The organism is Cellvibrio sp. (assembly GCF_053579595.1).
The window spans coordinates 1-17387 of record NZ_JBRFPI010000044.1 but is presented as its reverse complement, the minus strand read 5'-3'; the positions used below and the strand labels follow the sequence as shown (position 1 = coordinate 17387).

General features: G+C 44.2%; 20 protein-coding genes and 1 pseudogene. 11 read left to right on the top strand and 10 right to left on the bottom strand.

What is annotated here, in order from left to right; translation table 11 throughout:
- Positions 1-207 precede the first annotated feature (207 nt).
- Entirely contained in the window at positions 208-1488 is a 1281-nt protein-coding gene (locus tag ACWA6V_RS04525) for a DmpA family aminopeptidase (protein ID WP_449521384.1), read from the top strand.
- 53 nt (positions 1489-1541) lie between these two features.
- Positions 1542-2228 (top strand): hypothetical protein, encoded by a 687-nt coding sequence (locus tag ACWA6V_RS04520; RefSeq protein ID WP_449521383.1) that lies wholly within the window; start codon positions 1542-1544, stop codon positions 2226-2228.
- 84 nt (positions 2229-2312) lie between these two features.
- Here the strand turns inward: ACWA6V_RS04520 and ACWA6V_RS04515 are convergent, their stop codons facing one another.
- Positions 2313-2705, bottom strand: a complete 393-nt coding sequence (locus tag ACWA6V_RS04515) for a hypothetical protein (RefSeq protein ID WP_449521382.1) — start codon at positions 2703-2705, stop codon at positions 2313-2315.
- A 157-nt stretch (positions 2706-2862) separates the two neighbouring features.
- Here ACWA6V_RS04515 and ACWA6V_RS04510 point away from each other — a divergent pair, with 157 nt between their 5' ends.
- Entirely contained in the window at positions 2863-3240 is a 378-nt protein-coding gene (locus tag ACWA6V_RS04510; protein WP_449521381.1) for a GFA family protein, read from the top strand.
- A 110-nt stretch (positions 3241-3350) separates the two neighbouring features.
- Here ACWA6V_RS04510 and ACWA6V_RS04505 read toward each other — a convergent pair whose 3' ends face one another.
- A complete protein-coding gene (locus tag ACWA6V_RS04505; RefSeq protein ID WP_449521380.1) occupies positions 3351-3545 on the bottom strand; it encodes a hypothetical protein in 195 nt (64 codons plus the stop codon).
- Between the two features lie 147 nt (positions 3546-3692).
- Complete coding sequence (gene azu / locus ACWA6V_RS04500; protein ID WP_449521379.1) at positions 3693-4145, bottom strand: azurin; 453 nt, start codon at positions 4143-4145, stop codon at positions 3693-3695.
- A 210-nt stretch (positions 4146-4355) separates the two neighbouring features.
- On the opposite strand from azu, the gene ACWA6V_RS04495 reads away from it, so the two are divergent.
- Entirely contained in the window at positions 4356-5075 is a 720-nt protein-coding gene (locus tag ACWA6V_RS04495; protein ID WP_449521378.1) for a cysteine hydrolase family protein, read from the top strand.
- Between the two features lie 28 nt (positions 5076-5103).
- On the opposite strand, the gene ACWA6V_RS04490 is transcribed toward ACWA6V_RS04495, so the two are convergent.
- The gene (locus ACWA6V_RS04490; RefSeq protein ID WP_449521377.1) at positions 5104-5838 is read right to left on the bottom strand and encodes an outer membrane beta-barrel protein; all 735 of its coding nucleotides are present in this window, start codon (positions 5836-5838) and stop codon (positions 5104-5106) included.
- A gap of 189 nt (positions 5839-6027) precedes the next feature.
- Between ACWA6V_RS04490 and ACWA6V_RS04485 the strand changes: the two genes are divergently transcribed.
- Together ACWA6V_RS04485 and ACWA6V_RS04480 are read left to right on the top strand one after the other, a co-directional pair.
- Positions 6028-6513 carry an arsinothricin resistance N-acetyltransferase ArsN1 family B gene (locus tag ACWA6V_RS04485; RefSeq protein ID WP_449521376.1) on the top strand — a complete coding sequence of 162 codons (486 nt, stop codon included), beginning with the start codon at positions 6028-6030 and terminating at the stop codon, positions 6511-6513.
- 138 nt (positions 6514-6651) lie between these two features.
- Positions 6652-7185, top strand: a complete 534-nt coding sequence (locus ACWA6V_RS04480; protein ID WP_449521375.1) for an META domain-containing protein — start codon at positions 6652-6654, stop codon at positions 7183-7185.
- 89 nt (positions 7186-7274) lie between these two features.
- Here the strand turns inward: ACWA6V_RS04480 and ACWA6V_RS04475 are convergent, their stop codons facing one another.
- Positions 7275-8411: a helix-turn-helix domain-containing protein gene (locus ACWA6V_RS04475; RefSeq protein ID WP_449521374.1), complete on the bottom strand. Its 1137-nt coding sequence runs from the start codon at positions 8409-8411 to the stop codon at positions 7275-7277.
- Between the two features lie 99 nt (positions 8412-8510).
- Positions 8511-8690 carry a DUF3012 domain-containing protein gene (locus ACWA6V_RS04470; protein ID WP_449521373.1) on the bottom strand — a complete coding sequence of 60 codons (180 nt, stop codon included), beginning with the start codon at positions 8688-8690 and terminating at the stop codon, positions 8511-8513.
- Between the two features lie 175 nt (positions 8691-8865).
- Between ACWA6V_RS04470 and ACWA6V_RS04465 the strand changes: the two genes are divergently transcribed.
- From ACWA6V_RS04465 to ACWA6V_RS04445, 5 genes are all read left to right on the top strand, one after another.
- A complete protein-coding gene (locus tag ACWA6V_RS04465; protein ID WP_449521372.1) occupies positions 8866-10410 on the top strand; it encodes a sigma-54-dependent transcriptional regulator in 1545 nt (514 codons plus the stop codon).
- Between the two features lie 584 nt (positions 10411-10994).
- A complete protein-coding gene (locus ACWA6V_RS04460; RefSeq protein WP_449521371.1) occupies positions 10995-11612 on the top strand; it encodes a hypothetical protein in 618 nt (205 codons plus the stop codon).
- Positions 11613-11696: 84 nt separating this feature from the next.
- The gene (locus ACWA6V_RS04455; RefSeq protein ID WP_449521370.1) at positions 11697-12320 is read left to right on the top strand and encodes a hypothetical protein; all 624 of its coding nucleotides are present in this window, start codon (positions 11697-11699) and stop codon (positions 12318-12320) included.
- Between the two features lie 74 nt (positions 12321-12394).
- Positions 12395-12829 (top strand): hypothetical protein, encoded by a 435-nt coding sequence (locus tag ACWA6V_RS04450; protein WP_449521369.1) that lies wholly within the window; start codon positions 12395-12397, stop codon positions 12827-12829.
- A 149-nt stretch (positions 12830-12978) separates the two neighbouring features.
- On the top strand, positions 12979-13800 hold the full coding sequence (locus ACWA6V_RS04445; RefSeq protein ID WP_449521368.1) for a peptidoglycan-binding protein: 822 nt from the start codon (positions 12979-12981) through the stop codon (positions 13798-13800).
- Between the two features lie 169 nt (positions 13801-13969).
- On the opposite strand, the gene ACWA6V_RS04440 is transcribed toward ACWA6V_RS04445, so the two are convergent.
- The 4 genes and pseudogenes from ACWA6V_RS04440 to ACWA6V_RS04425 all read right to left on the bottom strand — a co-directional run.
- A complete protein-coding gene (locus ACWA6V_RS04440) occupies positions 13970-14479 on the bottom strand; it encodes a hypothetical protein (RefSeq protein WP_449521367.1) in 510 nt (169 codons plus the stop codon).
- A 24-nt stretch (positions 14480-14503) separates the two neighbouring features.
- Positions 14504-15304, bottom strand: coding sequence for a tetratricopeptide repeat protein (locus tag ACWA6V_RS04435; RefSeq protein ID WP_449521385.1), 801 nt, complete (start codon positions 15302-15304; stop codon positions 14504-14506).
- A 9-nt stretch (positions 15305-15313) separates the two neighbouring features.
- Positions 15314-16663, bottom strand: coding sequence for a protein kinase domain-containing protein (locus ACWA6V_RS04430; protein WP_449521366.1), 1350 nt, complete (start codon positions 16661-16663; stop codon positions 15314-15316).
- Positions 16664-16910: 247 nt separating this feature from the next.
- Positions 16911-17387, bottom strand: a pseudogene (locus ACWA6V_RS04425) (glycosyl hydrolase); the annotation flags it as partial.

Below are 17387 nucleotides of genomic sequence, written 5' to 3'. Positions count from 1 at the left end.
GGCCTAATTACACGTTAGTAATAGCGTCCCAGCTTTGCCGCTACCAAGCGATTGTTAGCGCCGTTTTTGTTTTTGGGGTAGGCTCCCCCCTCACTTTTTCACAGCCGATAATTACTTTGAATAATCTACACATCTCCGTGTTTATCGCAGAGTGTGTAATTGCTCGCGGTATGTGTTGTTAATAAATTAAAACAGAAGGGATTAATAATGATCGATCAAAGTACCTGTCATTGCAGCGCAATAAAATATGAAGTAAAAAACTGCAACGGCTCGATCCGCAATAAAAGCAGTTTTTTACATTCGATCCGACTGCATCGTCTTTTCCTTCGATTGATTGTGATGTTAACGGGGCTCTTCGTCCTGAACGCTGCTGCGCAGGAGGAACCGCGAGTACGAGCACGTGATCTAGGTGTTGCACCGGGTATCTTCAGTCCTGGCACTAACAACGCGATCACCGATGTCGCCGGTGTCCGTGTCGGACAGGTGACGCTGCGGAAAGGCGATAAGGTCCGCACAGGTGTTACTGCGATCCTGCCACACCCCGGCAATGCCTACCGCTCACGGGTACCCGCTGCACTGCATGTAGGCAATGGCTTCGGCAAATTCATCGGCACCACCCAGATCAATGAGCTGGGCGAGTTGGAAAGCCCGATCTTGTTGACCTGCACCTTATGCGTGTGGAAGGCGGCCGATGCCATGGTTGAGTGGATGCTGGCGCAACCTGATATGGAGCAGGTGCGCTCGTTGAATGTGGTCGTGGGCGAGACTAATGACGGCAGACTCAATGACATCCGCGCACGCCCGATCACCGCCGCTGCGGTACGCACTGCATTGGAAAGCGCGAAGAGTGGGCCGGTGCAGGAAGGTAGCGTTGGTGCAGGCACCGGCACTACGGCATTCGGCTGGAAAGCAGGTATAGGAACGTCATCGCGCAAACTGCCCGACAGCTTGGGTGGATTTACGGTGGGTGTGCTGGTACAGGCCAACTTCGGTGGAGTACTGCAGGTGGCAGGTGCGCCCGTGGGGCGTGAGCTGGATCGTTATGCGTTCCAAAACGCAGTCGCTGCGCGGGAAAATACCCGGGGATTAGCCGATGATCGCGGCGATGGTTCAATCATCATTGTTATTGCCACCGATGCGCCCTTATCGGATCGCAATCTGCAGCGCTTGGCCTCACGCGGCATGATGGGATTGGGGCGTACCGGCAGTTCCGCATCCAACGGTAGCGGCGATTACATATTGGCATTTTCGACTGCCGAGTCGGTGCGTCGCCAATTTGATGCGGCGCGGCTGCAGACTACCGAATTGGCGAATGAGCAAATGAGTGCTGTGTTCCAGGCCAGTGTGGATGCAGTGGAAGAGTCGGTCTACAACGCTCTGTTTATGGCGACCACGGAGACTGGCAATGGTCAAACAGTTGAGGCTATTCCACTGGATAAGGTGCGGAAAATTTTGAAGGAACATGGTGTGGAAGTACCCGTGCGATAGAAAGCGCAGATGCGCCTATATCTGCAACACCGAAAATCAAAGGACAATAAACAATGTGGAAAGTATTAATAATTACATCAGTGCTATTCATTGCTGCCTGTAGCAGTACAAAAATCCATGTTTACACATCAGGAATTGATCAGCACACCCAACAACAACTGCTTCAATCGTTAAACAATGCCGGTTTGAAGGCTCATCAACAGACAACGCCAATGCAGCCCCTCAAAGAAGGGGCTTACATCATTTACACACCCAACTCTCGTTCAACGCAGATCAACCAACAAATTGAACAGATTTTAAAATCATTAAATTTACCGGCACCTGAATCACGCCTGTTTAGTTTGGGCGAAGGAATTAGCGCACACCGATATACCAAAGGAAATATTGGCCTCTATGTGATCGCCAATTCAACGCAACAAGTAGGTGATTTAAAAACATTCCTGGAAGAAAGCAGCATATTGGACTGGGAGCTTGGATCTGTTGGCTGCAGCAAAAATTATATTCTGGACATTATGGGTGATGGAAAAATCTACATAAGCACCCTGGAAGATGGAGCAGAAATAGATTCACTTGAATGGAAAATTCACAACAAACAATTGGTATTGACTAGATTATTCAAACGTTATGTTTATGACATATCAGAAGTAGATAAAACACTAAGTCCCGCTCAAAAATACCCCGAACCCTATGGCTGCCAATTTCGCAGCAATTTTGAGACCACCGTTACGGTCAAGAAATAGCGAAAAAAAATCCTATCAAGTTAACTATTATTCCGGCGCTATGCAGGTTGAAATTGAAGCGCCGGATGAAATGGAAAGTACTATTTACGCAAAATAGGTTTTAACCTTTGCAACCATTTGATTTGCAGTCAAGTTATCGACTGTCTCGCATCCAACAATACGGTTAGCAAAGCCCTTGAGTTCAAGACGTTTTTTAAATTCGCCTTTTGCTTCGCCGGGGCCAAATATTAAAATAGACGTAGCGTCTTTCAAATGCGGTATGACCTCATCGTAATATTGATTAAGGCGATTAGCATGGCGCCTTTCGCGCTGGTCTTCTGATGGACTTGCGCCTTCTGTAGCATGTTCGGAATAACGAATATGCTTATCATTAGATGATTGCGAATCGGTTTTATCATCACCGTTGAACAACACAAATGCTTCTTTATGATCGATCCAAACACCGACTTCTTGCTTTACCGCTTGTTGACTGCTCATGTTGTGACTCGCCGTTTAGTTAAAACACCTAAGTTACACAGCATTACAACAAGCCTCTGTGCGTGAGCACACCTAGCCAGTTAGAATCACCATATGGCAATTTGAAAAACAGGTATTACCAAACAAAGCTTGGGAACGAGAAACAAGAGAGATTGCAATGATTTACCAAGGCACTTGCCATTGCGGCACAATACAATTTGAAGTGGATGCACCCGACGAAGTGGAAGTTGAAAATTGCAATTGTTCAATCTGCAATATGACGGGATTTTTGCATTTGATTGTGCCACAGCGCAGTTTTCGCCTTATCAGTGGCGAGGACAACATCACTACTTACACATTCAATACCGGTGTAGCCAAACACACTTTTTGCAAAACCTGCGGTATCAAACCCTTTTACATTCCCCGCTCTAACCCCGATGGTGTCGATGTGAATTTGCGCTGTTTAACGCCGCAGCCAAAAACGGTGAAGATTGTGAATTTTGATGGACAGAATTGGGAAGCGAATGCGCATACCGTTGCGCACAAAAGTTTGTAACCTGCGTAGCCCGTATGGAGCCTAGCGGAATACGGGGCTTTTGAATATGGGCGCGACATGACTATACCCCGTATTCCGTTACACTCCATACGGGCTACATTGGAATATAATTAGCGGCGCCCACCAAGAATCCGCGAAGGTAAAAACAAAATCGCGCGCAGAAATTCAAATACCGCATCAAACGCGATACCCAGAATCCGGAATGGGATCGAGATCAACCAGACAATTGGCCAAAGCACCAGAGCAAGCAGCGCCAACGGCCAACAGATAACCCACAATAATAACCAGCAGATAAACGTCAACATACCAAATCCCCCAAGTGAGTAGGCCATTTTTATCTTGGACGCGATTTAAGGCAAGTTGGATTCAGTAGCCCGAACGGAGCCTGGCGAAATAAGGGGTTCATCAAAGTAATCCCGTATTCCGTTTCACTCCATACAGGCTACGACCAATTAAGGAGCAAGGGTCAAACTGCCTTGCATGATGGCGATATGGCCGGGGAATGAGCAAAAGAAAGTGTATGCAGTGCCTGCAGCCAACTTACTCACAGGAAAGGTCACTGACGCTGTTTCGCCGCCGCCGATCAGCTTGGTAAACGCGATTACGCGCGCATCGCCCGGCTTGACGTATTGGTTATCAACACCCGCTGCAATGCCTTCACTGGCAACCGCTTTGGCATCATCCGCCTTACTCAGTACCCAGTTATGCCCCATCACCGTTTTAGGCAGCGTTCCGGTATGCGCCAGATTCAAGGTAAATTCTTTGCAGGTTTTAGCGACCACAATGGCTTTTTGGTCGAACTGCATGGCGTCATTGCTTTTGAGTGTGAAACTACACTCATCCGCCTGCGCAAATTGGGCCCCTGCCATCAATAAACTTGCTAATGCAAATGCATATTTTTTCATTACCAATCTCCGTTACCAGTTGCTGTAGTTACCTATCAATGTAATACGCTAATTTACCCAAAAGCGGACAATCTAAGCACGATTATTAATGATTAGATTGGTTAATTGCTGGAAACGTGTCTTTACTGTTACCAATAGTGGCTTTTACCATAGAGTGATAACAGATGTTACGCCTGCTCAGTTAACGCTATGGTCTTCAATTACCCCCGAATGAAGATCAGATATTTAGTGGGTGTGGCACAATTTGCATATAACCCGCTATTTTTTGGCGCGACTGCGGCGCAATTCTGCAAATTGCGCCAAACGTCGTTAGGTTCAATAGGTCAAACCATGCAGCTCGCTGACAACGCCGCACTCATCATTATCGATCAACAACAAGGATTGGATAACCCGAAACTCAGACCGCGAAACAATCCCGATGCAGCAACTGTCATGCTGAAATTGCTCAATGCATGGCGTGTTGCAGAAATGACAGTTATTCACGTTAGGCACCGTTCGCGCGAACCCGACTCGGTTTTTTGGCCACATCAACAAGGTTTTGAATTCAAACCGGACTTTCTACCGCAGGGCGACGAGCTGGTTATTGAAAAAAATATCCCCTGCGCGATGCTCACAACAAATCTTGAAAAAATTCTTGACCAAAAAAATATACGCGAGCTTGTTTTGATAGGAGCTTCTACAAACAACTCAATTGAGGCCACTGCAAGAACAGCGAGCGGACTGGGCTTTAAAGTTTTTATCGTTGAAGATGGCTGTTTTGCATTTGAAAAGGCTGATTACTTTGGCGCAGCAAAAACAGCTCAAGAAGTACATGCGATGTCACTGGCGAATTTGGATGGAGAATATGCACAGGTACTAAACTCACGTGACCTGTTATGTGACGTTAAATCATTTCATACAAAGGGCACTAACAAAAAAGCCAGGCAATAAACCTGGCTTTTTGAAGAAAAAATAACGCTTAGAAAGCGAAATTAATGCTCAAAGAATACATATCCAAGTCATCATTCAGCATGGTGTATTCCAACTCGGAAAAAAACCGATTCGTTAACTTATAGCCAACACCAACGCCACCGGAAAAATCGGATTCTTTGTCAGAAACTTTTTCGACGGGCAATTGACCAAAATCATCGAATTCTTCATCGCCTTCAGCCGCTGTAAAAACGATCGGAGCATTACCTAACACTTCCGCATAAAAATCGAATGCTGATGGTTTAATTGTCAAGGTGGTTTTTTCAGAGAGATAACCCGCTTTCACTTTAAAATAGAGGTCACCGCTTGAGCGAAACACACCATAAATCGCCGAGGTTTCAATACTTGCATCAATATTTACTGCAAGGTCAATCACAGCGTATGGAAATACACCTTGAATTTCGTTGAGCGTTGTACCAGGATTCATTTCCAGAATTGATTCCCACCACTCATCAGTGACATTAATCCCCTCCTCGATATAGGTTGCCTTGGCATCCTTGACTGATTTCGAGTATTGCCCCTCAATAGAGAAATTTTCCGAGAGCTTGTATCCAAGCTGGATAAAGCCATTATCTGCATCAGAAAAACTGATTTCATCATCTTCTGGAACAGCAACAGTTCCGTAACCTACACCAGCATAAAAATTCAATGGTTTTTCTTGTGCGGCAACCGCACTGGAAATAAACACCCCTAAAACCCCAAGCGACAACAATGTCTTTTTCATAAATCAATCCTGTTTTTCTGGAAAATATCCAAATTATTGCCTAATAATGTCCGCACACTAACGCGCGCTGACTTTATCACAAATTCCGGTAACAAATCAGCACCGGCAATAAAACGTGATGCGCGATATTAAATGAGGTCGATACAGTAAGTACTCTCGACTTTCCTCTTGCTTATTAAAGGAAAAAACATGCTAATCCGCCCATACAACTCCAACGACACCGCCGCCATCTGCGCTATTTACAATCACTACATTGAACATACAGTAATTACCTTTGAGGAAATTCAACTCACAGTTGCGCAAATGCAGGAGCGTATTACTGCTTATACACAACTCTATCCCTGGTTAGTGTGTGAGGATGCAGGTGAAATAGTGGGCTATGCCTATGCGAGCAAATGGAAAGAGCGCAGTGCTTATAAACACACCGCAGAAGTCACTGTGTATTTAAAACATAATGCAACTCAAAAAGGTTATGGCAGTGCGTTATATGAAGAATTAATTGCACAACTTAAGGCAAAAGGCTGCCATGTATTGTTAGGGTGCATCGCTATTCCCAATGAGCCAAGCGCAAAATTGCATGAGCGTTTTGGTTTTAAGCAGATTGCGCACTTTACCGAAGTGGGGCGTAAATTTGAGCGCTGGCTTGATGTCGGTTATTGGCAGAAAGTGCTTTAGCGCACCGAGCACACCGACACTCCAGACTTATACTGATACATCGAGATATTCGACTACTTGGTTGTTAATCATCAATTATTTTATCGGTTAAAAAGACAGCGATATTTTTTTACTATCCATTAACAAAGGAATTTCACGATGAACAAGACATTCTTAGGCATGTTATCGACAGTGGTATTGCTTAACACTGCCTGTGGCCCAAAACAAGATGATGCGCCAAACAGTACAATACAAAGTTCTTCTTTGCCCACATCTTCTGCTTCATCTGTAGCTGCCTCACCGGAAACAGCTGTAACACCGGCAGAAACACCCAGCCCACCCAATGGCGAGCTGCTCAACACTTATTGGAAACTCGTCCTGATCAACGACACTGAAGTCACAGTGGCCGATAATCAGCGCGAACCACACATTACCTTCAATGCAGAAAACCGCGTATCCGGCTCAGATGGTTGCAACCGTTTAATGGGCAGCTACCTGTTGGAGGGAGACACGCTTACGCTAGGGGAAATGGCAGGAACTAAAATGGCTTGTGCAGAGGGGGCAGAACAAACCCAAGCTTTTAATGAGGCATTGACGAAAGTGGCCGCCTACACAGTGCATGGCGACCAATTAGAATTGCGCGATGACACCGGGCTGGTTGTTGCCCGCTTTAAGGCGGTTGCGTTGCCGTAGTCATCGAGCATCAAGCTTACCCAAACAAAAAGCCCGTTAGATAGACTATCTAACGGGCTTTTTGTTTGGGTCAATCAATGTCAATCGGGTTAATTAGCGATATCACCACGCTGCCGGTATTCTGTTGGTGTTACGCCGACCATGCGTTTAAAAAAGCGGTGGAACGCCGAGGGGCTGTTGAAGCCGGATTTGTAAATAATTTCCAGAATCGTTTCGTCTTTTAATTCCGGCAGAACCAACAAACGTTTGGCTTCTTCTACACGGTAGCGATTAATAAATTCAAAAAAATTCGATTGGTAATGCATTTTTAAAATCGCGGAAATATCGCGCGGCTTTAACCCTATCTGCTCAGCAAAACGCTCAAGATTGATGTTACTTTCCAAAAACAATTTATCTTCATGAATGGCTTTTTCGATGATCTCAACCTTGTGATCCATTTTGGTTGGCTGCACCGGCTTAGCGGTTGGCACTACATGTACGCTGAGTAATTGGCGGGTATTGATCAAACCAAATACAAACAAACCATTCACCAACATAACCGTGAGATAGTTATCGATAATACCCAGCGTATCACTCACCGATGCACTTACCCACCCCTCCAACAAATAGGCGAGTAGCGACCAAAGCCAATGCAGGCAAAAACCCGCGAGCACCACATCGGCGAGCTTTAATTCCGACATCGAGATATCGGCATACAAATGCTTTAAATTATCGCGCAACTTATATTCGGCAATCACGCAGGCGATGATGTAACCGAGCGGTGACAATTTTACCAACGCCCACACAAATGCGACTGCAGCATTTTCCGCGCCTGCCAACTCTGTCGCAGGCTGCCACTCCACACTATTAATATCAAACACAACTAAAAGAATTGCAGCAATCAATGATGGGACGAGATGCACCAAATTTCGCCAGCGCAGTAATTCAACTTTCTGTGAGAGCGAGCGCATATAAAAATAGAGCACCGGCCCCTGCAACAATAAACAGGCCGATAAGATCGTAATAATAAAAGGTGAATGGTTAATCGGCGTGGTTTTTAAATCGCCATTCCAGACAATCAGAGTGGTCGTTAATACCAGCGCAATCAGCAGAAAAAATCCGGACAAGATACGGCGCGGCTGAACGTGTTTGGCAGGCAACAAATTCAATAAAACCGCCAACACACAGCACTCCACTGCCGTGAGGACCAAGACCAGGTCGTGGATATTTAGAAAGTTGGTTTTCATTAGACCTTTCTCGTGTAAGCACGGCCAATCACCCTCGTGGCAGGGGATGCTCTCTCTGGCTGTGGATTCTAATTATAGGATGCAACGGCCTCTGCAGGCCTATTTGAACACGCAGTGCTTGGCGTAATCCTTAGCCTCATTCATGGTGAGCTCGCCTTTGGGTTTTTCTTCGATGGATTTACACCACTCCGGGCTGCCTACTTTGGGCGCGCAGGCGGATACTAGGTGAACCAAGGTCGCAACCAACAGCAACTTAACCATTCTTAAAAAAGTGGGCATAAAAAAGTCCGATTATTGGAGTTATGAGGGAGGAGCCGCTTGCCAAGCGTGAGTAATGAATCCGTCAGGTGAATTCACATGGGCAAGAATAGCAGAGGTTATCATCAATAAAAAATCGTCCGCGGGATTGTCTTGTAAACTACCCCACATAACTCCGCTATATCAAGGAAGCACCATGAACGATGCCGACCTCACGCTAACCTCACCCGTTACGCGCATCCTGCAGGATGAAAACCCGCTGCTTTGCCTGACCATCCTCTGGCACCCCGAGCTGGAGCGCATTGGGGAGCAGACGATTTTTACCGGCCAAAACCTCTCTCTAAGTCGCTATCACCCTCTGTTCTGCAAACCTGAACAACCCGGCCTACCACTTGGACATGGCGGGATATCGCGCAGTCCACTGGAGCTAGCGATTGACATGCAAGGCGGTGTAACCATCACTGTACCGGCCGGCCGCATGCAGGTGGAATTAGATGGCAGGGAAATTCAGGGCAATCACTACCTGCAACCTGAACAAATTAGCAACGGCACCATTCTCGGTTTAGGCCGTGCGGTACTCTTGTGCCTGCATTGGCTAACTGCCCTGCCGAAAAATAACGCCATCGACGGGCTAATCGGCGTGGGCAGCAGCACCCAAAAAGTCCGTGACCTCATTCGTCAGGTTGCCGCAACTGACGCAACCGTCCTGCTTTTGGGAGAAACCGGAACCGGAAAAGAAGTGGTGGCGCAGGCGATTCACTCATTGAGCCTGCGCAAACATAAACCATTGGTTAATGTGAATATGGCCGCACTCAATGACGATCTCGCCGCTGCCGATTTATTTGGCGCAGCCAAAGGCGCGTACACAGGGGCACAAACTGCACGCAATGGTTTTTTTCAGGAAGCAGAAGATGCAACATTATTTCTCGATGAAATAGGCAACGCACCAGCGAGCGTGCAACCCATGTTATTACGCGTACTGGAAACGGAAGACTATCGCCCTTTGGGAGCAACCAAAGATTTAACAACAACTGCACGCATCATTGCTGCTACCGATCAGGATTTATATGGTGGCGGATTTAATCCCGCACTATTACGCAGATTGGAAAGCTTTGTCATCAATTTGCCACCACTGCGTAACCGACGCGAAGATTTGGGCGTATTGATCATGCATTTAATGCAATCGCCATCACTGAACAATATCGCCAATAAAAATTTATCCTTCTCGTTACTGACTCAATTTGCGCTTTATGATTGGCCAGGCAATATTCGCCAGCTACGCCATTTTTTGAAACGCGCCCTACTCGGCATGGCAAACAACGAAACACCTGCGTTTTCATCGCTAATCGATTCACCGCCGCAACGGGTTACCTACAGTGCTGAACCGACTAACGCATGCTCAACTCCAACTCCAACTCCAACTCCAACTCCAACTCCATCATCCACAGAAAAACAAACGCGCAAGAAACTCAATGAATTAACGGAGGAAGACGTTATAAATGCACTGGAGGATAATGAATGGAATATTCAAAGTGCGGCGCAGGCTTTGGGAATATCGCGGCCGTCTATGTATAAACTTATGAATGAAAGTCCGAATATCCGTCGTATTGAAAAAATCTCTGTCAGAGAGATTCAACAAGCATGGCAAGCTTCGAATAATAACATTCAGGCTTGTGCATCTTTATTGAAAACTCCGGCAGAGGCCCTGCGAAAACATCTGCGGGGACTGGGGAGTAAATAACCTCTAAAAATTAAACCTTTCAGCAGCTACACCCCCTCCATTACGCCTCCTTTTTTAGCCTCTATTGAAAACCGAAAGGATTAAGCAATCTACCATTCGGTCTTCAACAAAGGCCTATAAGTTTTTGACAAAAAATTAAACAAAAAAATCCTACCCTTTGGTTAACATAATCCCTTGCGTTCACTGTGCATTTTAGTATCAATATTTTACGTGTTAATTAAACATGGCAAAGGCAAATTACATGTAAAAAACCATCAGCAAGCCTAAATTACCCTTTAAAACATTGAATATTGATAATGTTAGAGCTTGGCATAAGCATTGCAATTACCAATTCGAGTCGCTTATACCGCTGTTTATTGCTGATGGTTATAGAAGACCAAAAACATAAATAACTAGATGTTTTATGCTTCTTCCATCCAGAAAATTTACTTTTAAAGGACTCGACACAATTAAATTAATGACATTATTTCATTTGCGAATACCTAGTTATCGATCAAGTAAATAATAGCGATGAAAAACAGTTATTGATTCAATTATTTCATTATTAACCATTTTATTTCACAATTTACATTAGAGAGAATTTTATGAACTTTTCACTTAGCATGGCATTTACCAATCAACAACTTGATGTAATCGCAAGCACTAACACTAAGGTTATTGTTGCCAAACCTACCGCTGGCGGTGCACCCAATGTGGCTTGGCAAGCATTTGATCCGCTGACAGCCAACACCCTAAGCTGGGAAGAGCAGTACGGTATTTATGTTTCAACTGCGAGTGTTACCGGTGGAGCAAAGCTCGAAAAACTATCAAGCACAGGAATCCCTGCGGCAAGCAATAAACTTTATACCTTAACGGGTAGCGGTGTTATTTCTAACCCCGACACTGGGGGCGAGGCGGGATCATTCAGTTTATTAAACAGCTACAACAAACAAGATTTAATGACAGTAGGTTTGTACCAAGACGCTACCGTTAATGGCACCGCAATTGCGGGGAATGCTATTTCTGCAGCTGGTGTAATGCTGGCCAGCACCGCTGTTATGACGCCTTATACGACACTCTATGTTTGGCTGCATTCTGAAATTGAAAGCAACACAGTGGTCACTAAAGTTAACTCCCCTATGTCAATACTTAAGTTTGGCGGTGCTGTCACTACAATATCGACAGCATATGACACAGAAAGCGGAATGTTTTTACCGAATTAATTTGGTTAAAACGTATTTAAGTCACTAGGGCGGTGATTGTATGCCCTAGTGGATTTATTAAATTAATACTAGGGCGGATTCAGTATGGACGATAATAATTATGCAGTAGAAATAAATTTTACCAATGATCAATTGGCTACTATTTATCAAGCTCAGGCAAGCGTTGTTGTAGGGAAAATATTTTCAAGCTCTTCTAGTAATGTAGCTTGGCAAGTATTTAAACCGATGCAAAAAAATACCTTAACCTGGATTGAAAGCTATGGCATATATGCGTCTACATGTAGTCTTTGTCATGGGGCACCGATTGTTCAACGCACTGGCATTAGTGGGGCGAGTACCGGAAAGCTATATACTCTCAGCCCCGATGGTGCTATTGGGCCACCACAAGATGGTGGAGAAGAGGGAATATTTATGCTTAAAAATAGCTATCCCGAGAAAAAAATAATGACAGTTGGCCTATATCAAGACGCCAGTTTAAATGGTGAATTAATTGCAGGAAATGCCATATCTGCAACCCCTGTTATGTTAAGCCATACTGCAAGTATGAAACCAAAAAAAGTAATCAACATTTGGATTCAGAGCCATATTAAAAGTAACACTGTCGTATCGCGCGTTGCTTCACCCATGACGCCATTACTGTTTGATTCAGAGAAGCGTTCGTTGATTTTTTCATACGACGATAATTCTGGAAAATTTGTTCCTTATTGACTGTTGATAATAATTTCATAAAAACGCTTTAAATATTCTTAAATTTTCTATACTCATTAATTCTCAGGAAAAATATGAAACTAACCATTGCTAAAAAGTTTTTTGTTGCTTTGTTATTGGTAGGCCTTAACGCTTGTAGCACGCATCAAAATGCACCCCCATCCAGCAAAATAGCGGTAGCACCACAAATAGATACTGCTTGTAATGTCACAGCGGTAAGCTGGAGTCATATATTCAATGCACACTGCCATGGAGGTAACAATATTCACGGAAATCAATTTGACCCTATTTACTGTACTCAGTCCGCGCAGCAGACTCTCTGCACAGAAATTCAGCAAAATCACACTAATCGAGTAGTGCAGGCTACGGGCAGAGTTTGTTATGACGCACCATTGAATCACGCAATAGGTTCGGCGGGAGAAAATCACGGTCGCTTAGTGATTACTAATGCAGGTAATGGCACTGCAATAACACAGTTTCCTGTAGCTGCAGGTCAATGTCCGCATTAAAATTATTGCCCTTAAGGGGCACCTACATATCTTGTAGATAGCCTGCCTAGCAATTTTGCGTGCAAGGATGCAATCATATTTTTCAATATAGTCGTAATTCCAAAATAACAAAAACTCATCCGACATAGAAACTTAGATAAGGCTCCCTCATGTTACTAAATATCGGATCTCAAGGCGACAATGTCAAAAAAGTTCAGGCGCATTTAAACATGCAGGAAACGGGCATCTATTGCCTTGAAACTAAAGCACAAGTTAAAGCCTGGCAACTCACTCATGGATTAAGTCCCGATGGAATTGTTGGCGAACAAACTTGGGGAAAGCTATGTGTAGCAGCAATTAATCTAACCATCTCAAAACGCTCTCATACTCAAATCAAGCCGGAAACATTAAAGGGAATAGTTCCCGAGCATCTGCTCAATCAAATTCAAGATAACACCACATATTCAAAACTAACTGACACTTTGCACCTATGCCATTTCTTGACTCAATGTGCTCATGAGTCTGGAAATTTCACCTCAACAGAAGAAAATCTTAATTATAGCGCGCAGGGGTTAATGGCAACCTTTCCTAAATATTTCGATAAATCCATGGCAAAAGAATATGCACATCAACCGATACGGATCGCATCCCGGGTATACGCTGGAAGACTACAAAATGGAGATGAGGAATCAGGGGATGGATGGACTTATCGTGGCCGGGGTTATATTCAACCAACAGGAAAGTGCAACTATGAACACTTTGCTAATTTCATTCGTGAAGACACTGTTGCCCACCCTGATTTAATCGCCACGAAATACCCATTAATGTCTGCATACTATTTTTTCACCATGCACGACATATGGAAATACTGTGATAACGCGTCCAGTGAAAATATTAAGAAAATAACAAAAATAATTAATGGTGGAATGAACGGACTGACCGAACGAATAAAGTTATTTAATGAATATTATAGCCGCGCGGAGCAAGGATAAATGGACGCCCCAGACTTTCATAGAGAAATCCAAAGCTCATTTTGAGGCGAATTTCAGCGACGAGAATGTTAGTAGTCCGCCAATGCCGAATTAATCACACATAAATTTTCACAATCATGTGAATAGGCGCCTCCTTTTCCAAACTGAGGCGCAACTTAACCATATTAAATTAGTTTCTCCTTCCTACTACGACCTCAGGATCAACAAGGAATGGCATTACAATCCAAGAAGCATAATCCAAGGGCTGCTTATTTTTATTAAACTTTACGCCACCACCATCATCATCAATAGAAAAAACCGTTGCAAAAGTACCTGCAACGGTAATATCCCAATCCCCCTCTTCACTATCAATAATGACCTTATCTAATTGTCGTATGTGCTCACGAATCAGCGGTATTTGCCATGATTCAGCAGGAAAAGGAAGAGTTTCTGTTGGTTTAATGACCTTAAAGGGGACTGTCTCGCTCGTTTCATTTAAAGGTTTTATATACAAAGTACAATCTAGCACCAACCGTCCAATTAAGGAGAAACTAATAGTGTCGTTTTCACTAAAGCACTTTGGCATTACATTTGGTGGAAGGCAAAAGTATTTTTGATTCAAACTTTCAAATCCTGAAATCTGATAGGATGGCCTAGGATCTTCCGTTTCCAAATTAATTGTAAAAATATAATCGGTCATAAGTAATTTCCAACAAAGAAAATTTTATCGGTAAGAAGCATCGCGCCGCAATGCAACCAAATCGGGCTCCGCTTCAATAAGATTTATTGGGTAACCCAATGATTTTGCTTTTTCAATCTCCGCTAACGCACGCGGCCTATCTCCAAGCAATTCAAAAGCCAGTCCGGCACGAAAATATACATTTGGATTATCAGGAGCCAAATCCATTGCCTGAACACTGTAATTTATCGCAGTAGTTCTATCGCCCGTCCTTGCAGAATACAATCCCATTCGTGACATCAAGGTTACATCGTCCTTGGTACGAGCCAATCGAGGAGCCAATAATTCTTTCGCTCGTTGATAGGCATTACGAGCCTCTTCGGTCCGACCTGGTATCCAAAGTAAAGTATCTGCAAAATTAGCCCATCCAATATAAGAATTAGGATTACCTTTATTTGGAGCTAGCGCAGACTCAAATGCTTTTGCAGCAGCAATATGGTTGCCACTTATAAATAAGGTATTACCTAGATTGGTATAAAGATTAAAGCCGGGGCGTACCTCTAAGCCTTGCTGTATTACTTGCAATGCCTCATCAATTCTATTTTGATGCAACAAGATTGCATTAAGATTTGCATAGGAAATTACAGCATCCGGCTCTAACTTTATGCTATGACGAAATGCTTTTTCAGCTGCAGCATAATCTCCTTGTATATAATAAATTTCCCCCAATGCATCAACAAATAATCGCTCCTTGGGGAATCGTACTATACCTGACTCAAGGAATTTTTTAGCTTCTTTAAACTGACCCATCGATTTAAGAGCTTCAAATTTTGCATACCAGGCAATTTTATTTATTCAATTCAAATCAATTGCTTGACTCACCGTCTCCAACGCCGCTTCAGAGTTCCCTTGAAGATCTAATACCATCCCCCTAGCCACCTGACTTAATGCTAACTGATCATTCAGAGATAAAGCTTGTTGTGCAGCTACATCTGCTTTTTGTAACCAAATATTATCCTGTTCGTCACTTTGATAACGTAGACTATATGTAATTGATAATCCCGCAATCGCAGCCGCATTTTTTGAGTTCTTTCCTATAAGATTATTAAAATGCTGAGTCGCTTGATCCAAACTTCCCGGCCTATCCCATTGCTCCAGTGCACCCATCCCCATTTTCATTTCTTGTGATTCGGAATAGCGTGGAATAACCTCTTCAAAACGCCACAAGAAATTACGGGTTAGCCATCCACCCAATACAACACAACCGATCACTATAAAGGACAACAACACTGCATTTTTTAAATGCTTATTGCGCAGCTGCTTGGGTAATTTATTTTTTGCTTTTGGAGGGATATGAATTTCTGGGTGAGCTGAATTATTTTCGAGAAGAGTGCCATTTTTAAATACATCCAACTGATCCAACACTTCCGCCATTGACGATAAACGCTGCGCAGATTGCTTGGCAGTCATGCAGCGAATCAAATGGATTAACGAAGTTGATAATTCCGCAGAATAATTCCATTGATCGGATGATGATTGTACCAATGCCGCTGCAAGCGCCAAACCACTGAGATCAGCAAAAGGGCGATGACCATTGAGTAATTCATAAAAAATTACGCCAAGCGCATAAACGTCGATTGACGGTGCGAGTGGCGCGCCGAGCAAACGCTCCGGTGCCATGTAGGCGATGGTGCCTTGAGGATCTTGTTGCAACATGGAGGTTGTTGCCTGATTGTCGGCTTTGCTCGCTAAACCAAAATCCAGAATGCGTATAGCACCGGTTGGCTCCAACATTACATTAGACGGTTTTAAATCGCCGTGGGTAAGACCGATGGTGTGAGCTTGTTGCATTGCTTCGGCAATTTGGTGAACTATATTCAGCGCTTGCGACAGGTCGACTTTTTTATTAGTGACAACATGCTTGAGCGTTTCACCTTTAACCAACTCCATGACGATAGCCTGGCTGTTGTCGTCATCTTCCAGCGCATGGATTTTTACAAATGCGGGGTGATTGAGCGATGCAGCCATGCGCGCTTCGCGCATCAAATCAGCAGAGGAGGATAATAAACCATCCGTTTTTAAACATTTGATCGCCACACTGCGCTGTAATTTGCTATCCCAAGCTTCAAATACCTTGCCGAAACCGCCCTCCCCTAAACAGGTGACAATCTGGTAATGCTTGATAACACCAGTCCCGGGCGACATAAATATGCTCTTAATAATTTATTAAATAATTTTTAACGAGAGAAACAACGTCGTCAGCGCAGGAAAGCAGTTGGGACTTGTGCGAAAAATTGTTTTAGATAAAACATGTGTATAGGAACACATATAAAAATATTTAGGGGATATGCAAAATTGTTTATGCGCCAAAATTTATATAAAAACGCCCGCTGGATTAGAGCGGGCGTTTTTGGTCTTGCACGGAGAGGGAACTAGCCCTCACTAACATCTGTTAAGGCAACGCTTTCAAATGATTACCAACGGGTACCGAAAAGATACGACCATCTTTTACATCCCAGTTGATCGACCAGGTCATTACACCACGGAAGTCAGCATAGGCAGCCAGTGGAGTATTGCTACCGCAATTGGTGCGTTTCACCAAACAATCCACTGCTTTATTGATATCAGCGGTAGTCGCTTGGCCCGAACCGGCAGCGCGTGGGCCAGACGGTAAGCCAAGCGCGACTTGATCAGGACGCAAGCCCTTGAAGTTACCGGCAGTACCGTTGGCCAATGGGAAGCCTTCAATCAACATACGCGCAGATGCCACCATCATATCCACTGTGCCCGCTTGATAAGCTTGCGCCGCATAAGGTGTTGCCAAACCGCCGTTGTTGTACAGCTGCACGTGCAGCAGATCCAGCTCGTTACGCAATTGGTCGATCATCGGCAAATAGACACCCCAGATTCCAGTGTACGCTACATAACC

Coding starts and splice junctions, on each gene's coding strand:
- ACWA6V_RS04495 (WP_449521378.1), top strand. CDS start 4,356: ATGAAGATCAGATATTTAGTGGGTGTGGCACAATTTGCATATAACCCG.
- ACWA6V_RS04515 (WP_449521382.1), bottom strand. CDS start 2,705: ATGAGCAGTCAACAAGCGGTAAAGCAAGAAGTCGGTGTTTGGATCGAT.
- ACWA6V_RS04430 (WP_449521366.1), bottom strand. CDS start 16,663: ATGTCGCCCGGGACTGGTGTTATCAAGCATTACCAGATTGTCACCTGT.
- ACWA6V_RS04450 (WP_449521369.1), top strand. CDS start 12,395: ATGAAACTAACCATTGCTAAAAAGTTTTTTGTTGCTTTGTTATTGGTA.
- ACWA6V_RS04440 (WP_449521367.1), bottom strand. CDS start 14,479: ATGACCGATTATATTTTTACAATTAATTTGGAAACGGAAGATCCTAGG.
- ACWA6V_RS04525 (WP_449521384.1), top strand. CDS start 208: ATGATCGATCAAAGTACCTGTCATTGCAGCGCAATAAAATATGAAGTA.
- ACWA6V_RS04490 (WP_449521377.1), bottom strand. CDS start 5,838: ATGAAAAAGACATTGTTGTCGCTTGGGGTTTTAGGGGTGTTTATTTCC.
- ACWA6V_RS04445 (WP_449521368.1), top strand. CDS start 12,979: ATGTTACTAAATATCGGATCTCAAGGCGACAATGTCAAAAAAGTTCAG.
- ACWA6V_RS04510 (WP_449521381.1), top strand. CDS start 2,863: ATGATTTACCAAGGCACTTGCCATTGCGGCACAATACAATTTGAAGTG.
- ACWA6V_RS04505 (WP_449521380.1), bottom strand. CDS start 3,545: ATGTTGACGTTTATCTGCTGGTTATTATTGTGGGTTATCTGTTGGCCG.
- azu (WP_449521379.1), bottom strand. CDS start 4,145: ATGAAAAAATATGCATTTGCATTAGCAAGTTTATTGATGGCAGGGGCC.
- ACWA6V_RS04475 (WP_449521374.1), bottom strand. CDS start 8,411: ATGAAAACCAACTTTCTAAATATCCACGACCTGGTCTTGGTCCTCACG.
- ACWA6V_RS04470 (WP_449521373.1), bottom strand. CDS start 8,690: ATGCCCACTTTTTTAAGAATGGTTAAGTTGCTGTTGGTTGCGACCTTG.
- ACWA6V_RS04480 (WP_449521375.1), top strand. CDS start 6,652: ATGAACAAGACATTCTTAGGCATGTTATCGACAGTGGTATTGCTTAAC.
- ACWA6V_RS04520 (WP_449521383.1), top strand. CDS start 1,542: ATGTGGAAAGTATTAATAATTACATCAGTGCTATTCATTGCTGCCTGT.
- ACWA6V_RS04485 (WP_449521376.1), top strand. CDS start 6,028: ATGCTAATCCGCCCATACAACTCCAACGACACCGCCGCCATCTGCGCT.
- ACWA6V_RS04465 (WP_449521372.1), top strand. CDS start 8,866: ATGAACGATGCCGACCTCACGCTAACCTCACCCGTTACGCGCATCCTG.
- ACWA6V_RS04460 (WP_449521371.1), top strand. CDS start 10,995: ATGAACTTTTCACTTAGCATGGCATTTACCAATCAACAACTTGATGTA.
- ACWA6V_RS04455 (WP_449521370.1), top strand. CDS start 11,697: ATGGACGATAATAATTATGCAGTAGAAATAAATTTTACCAATGATCAA.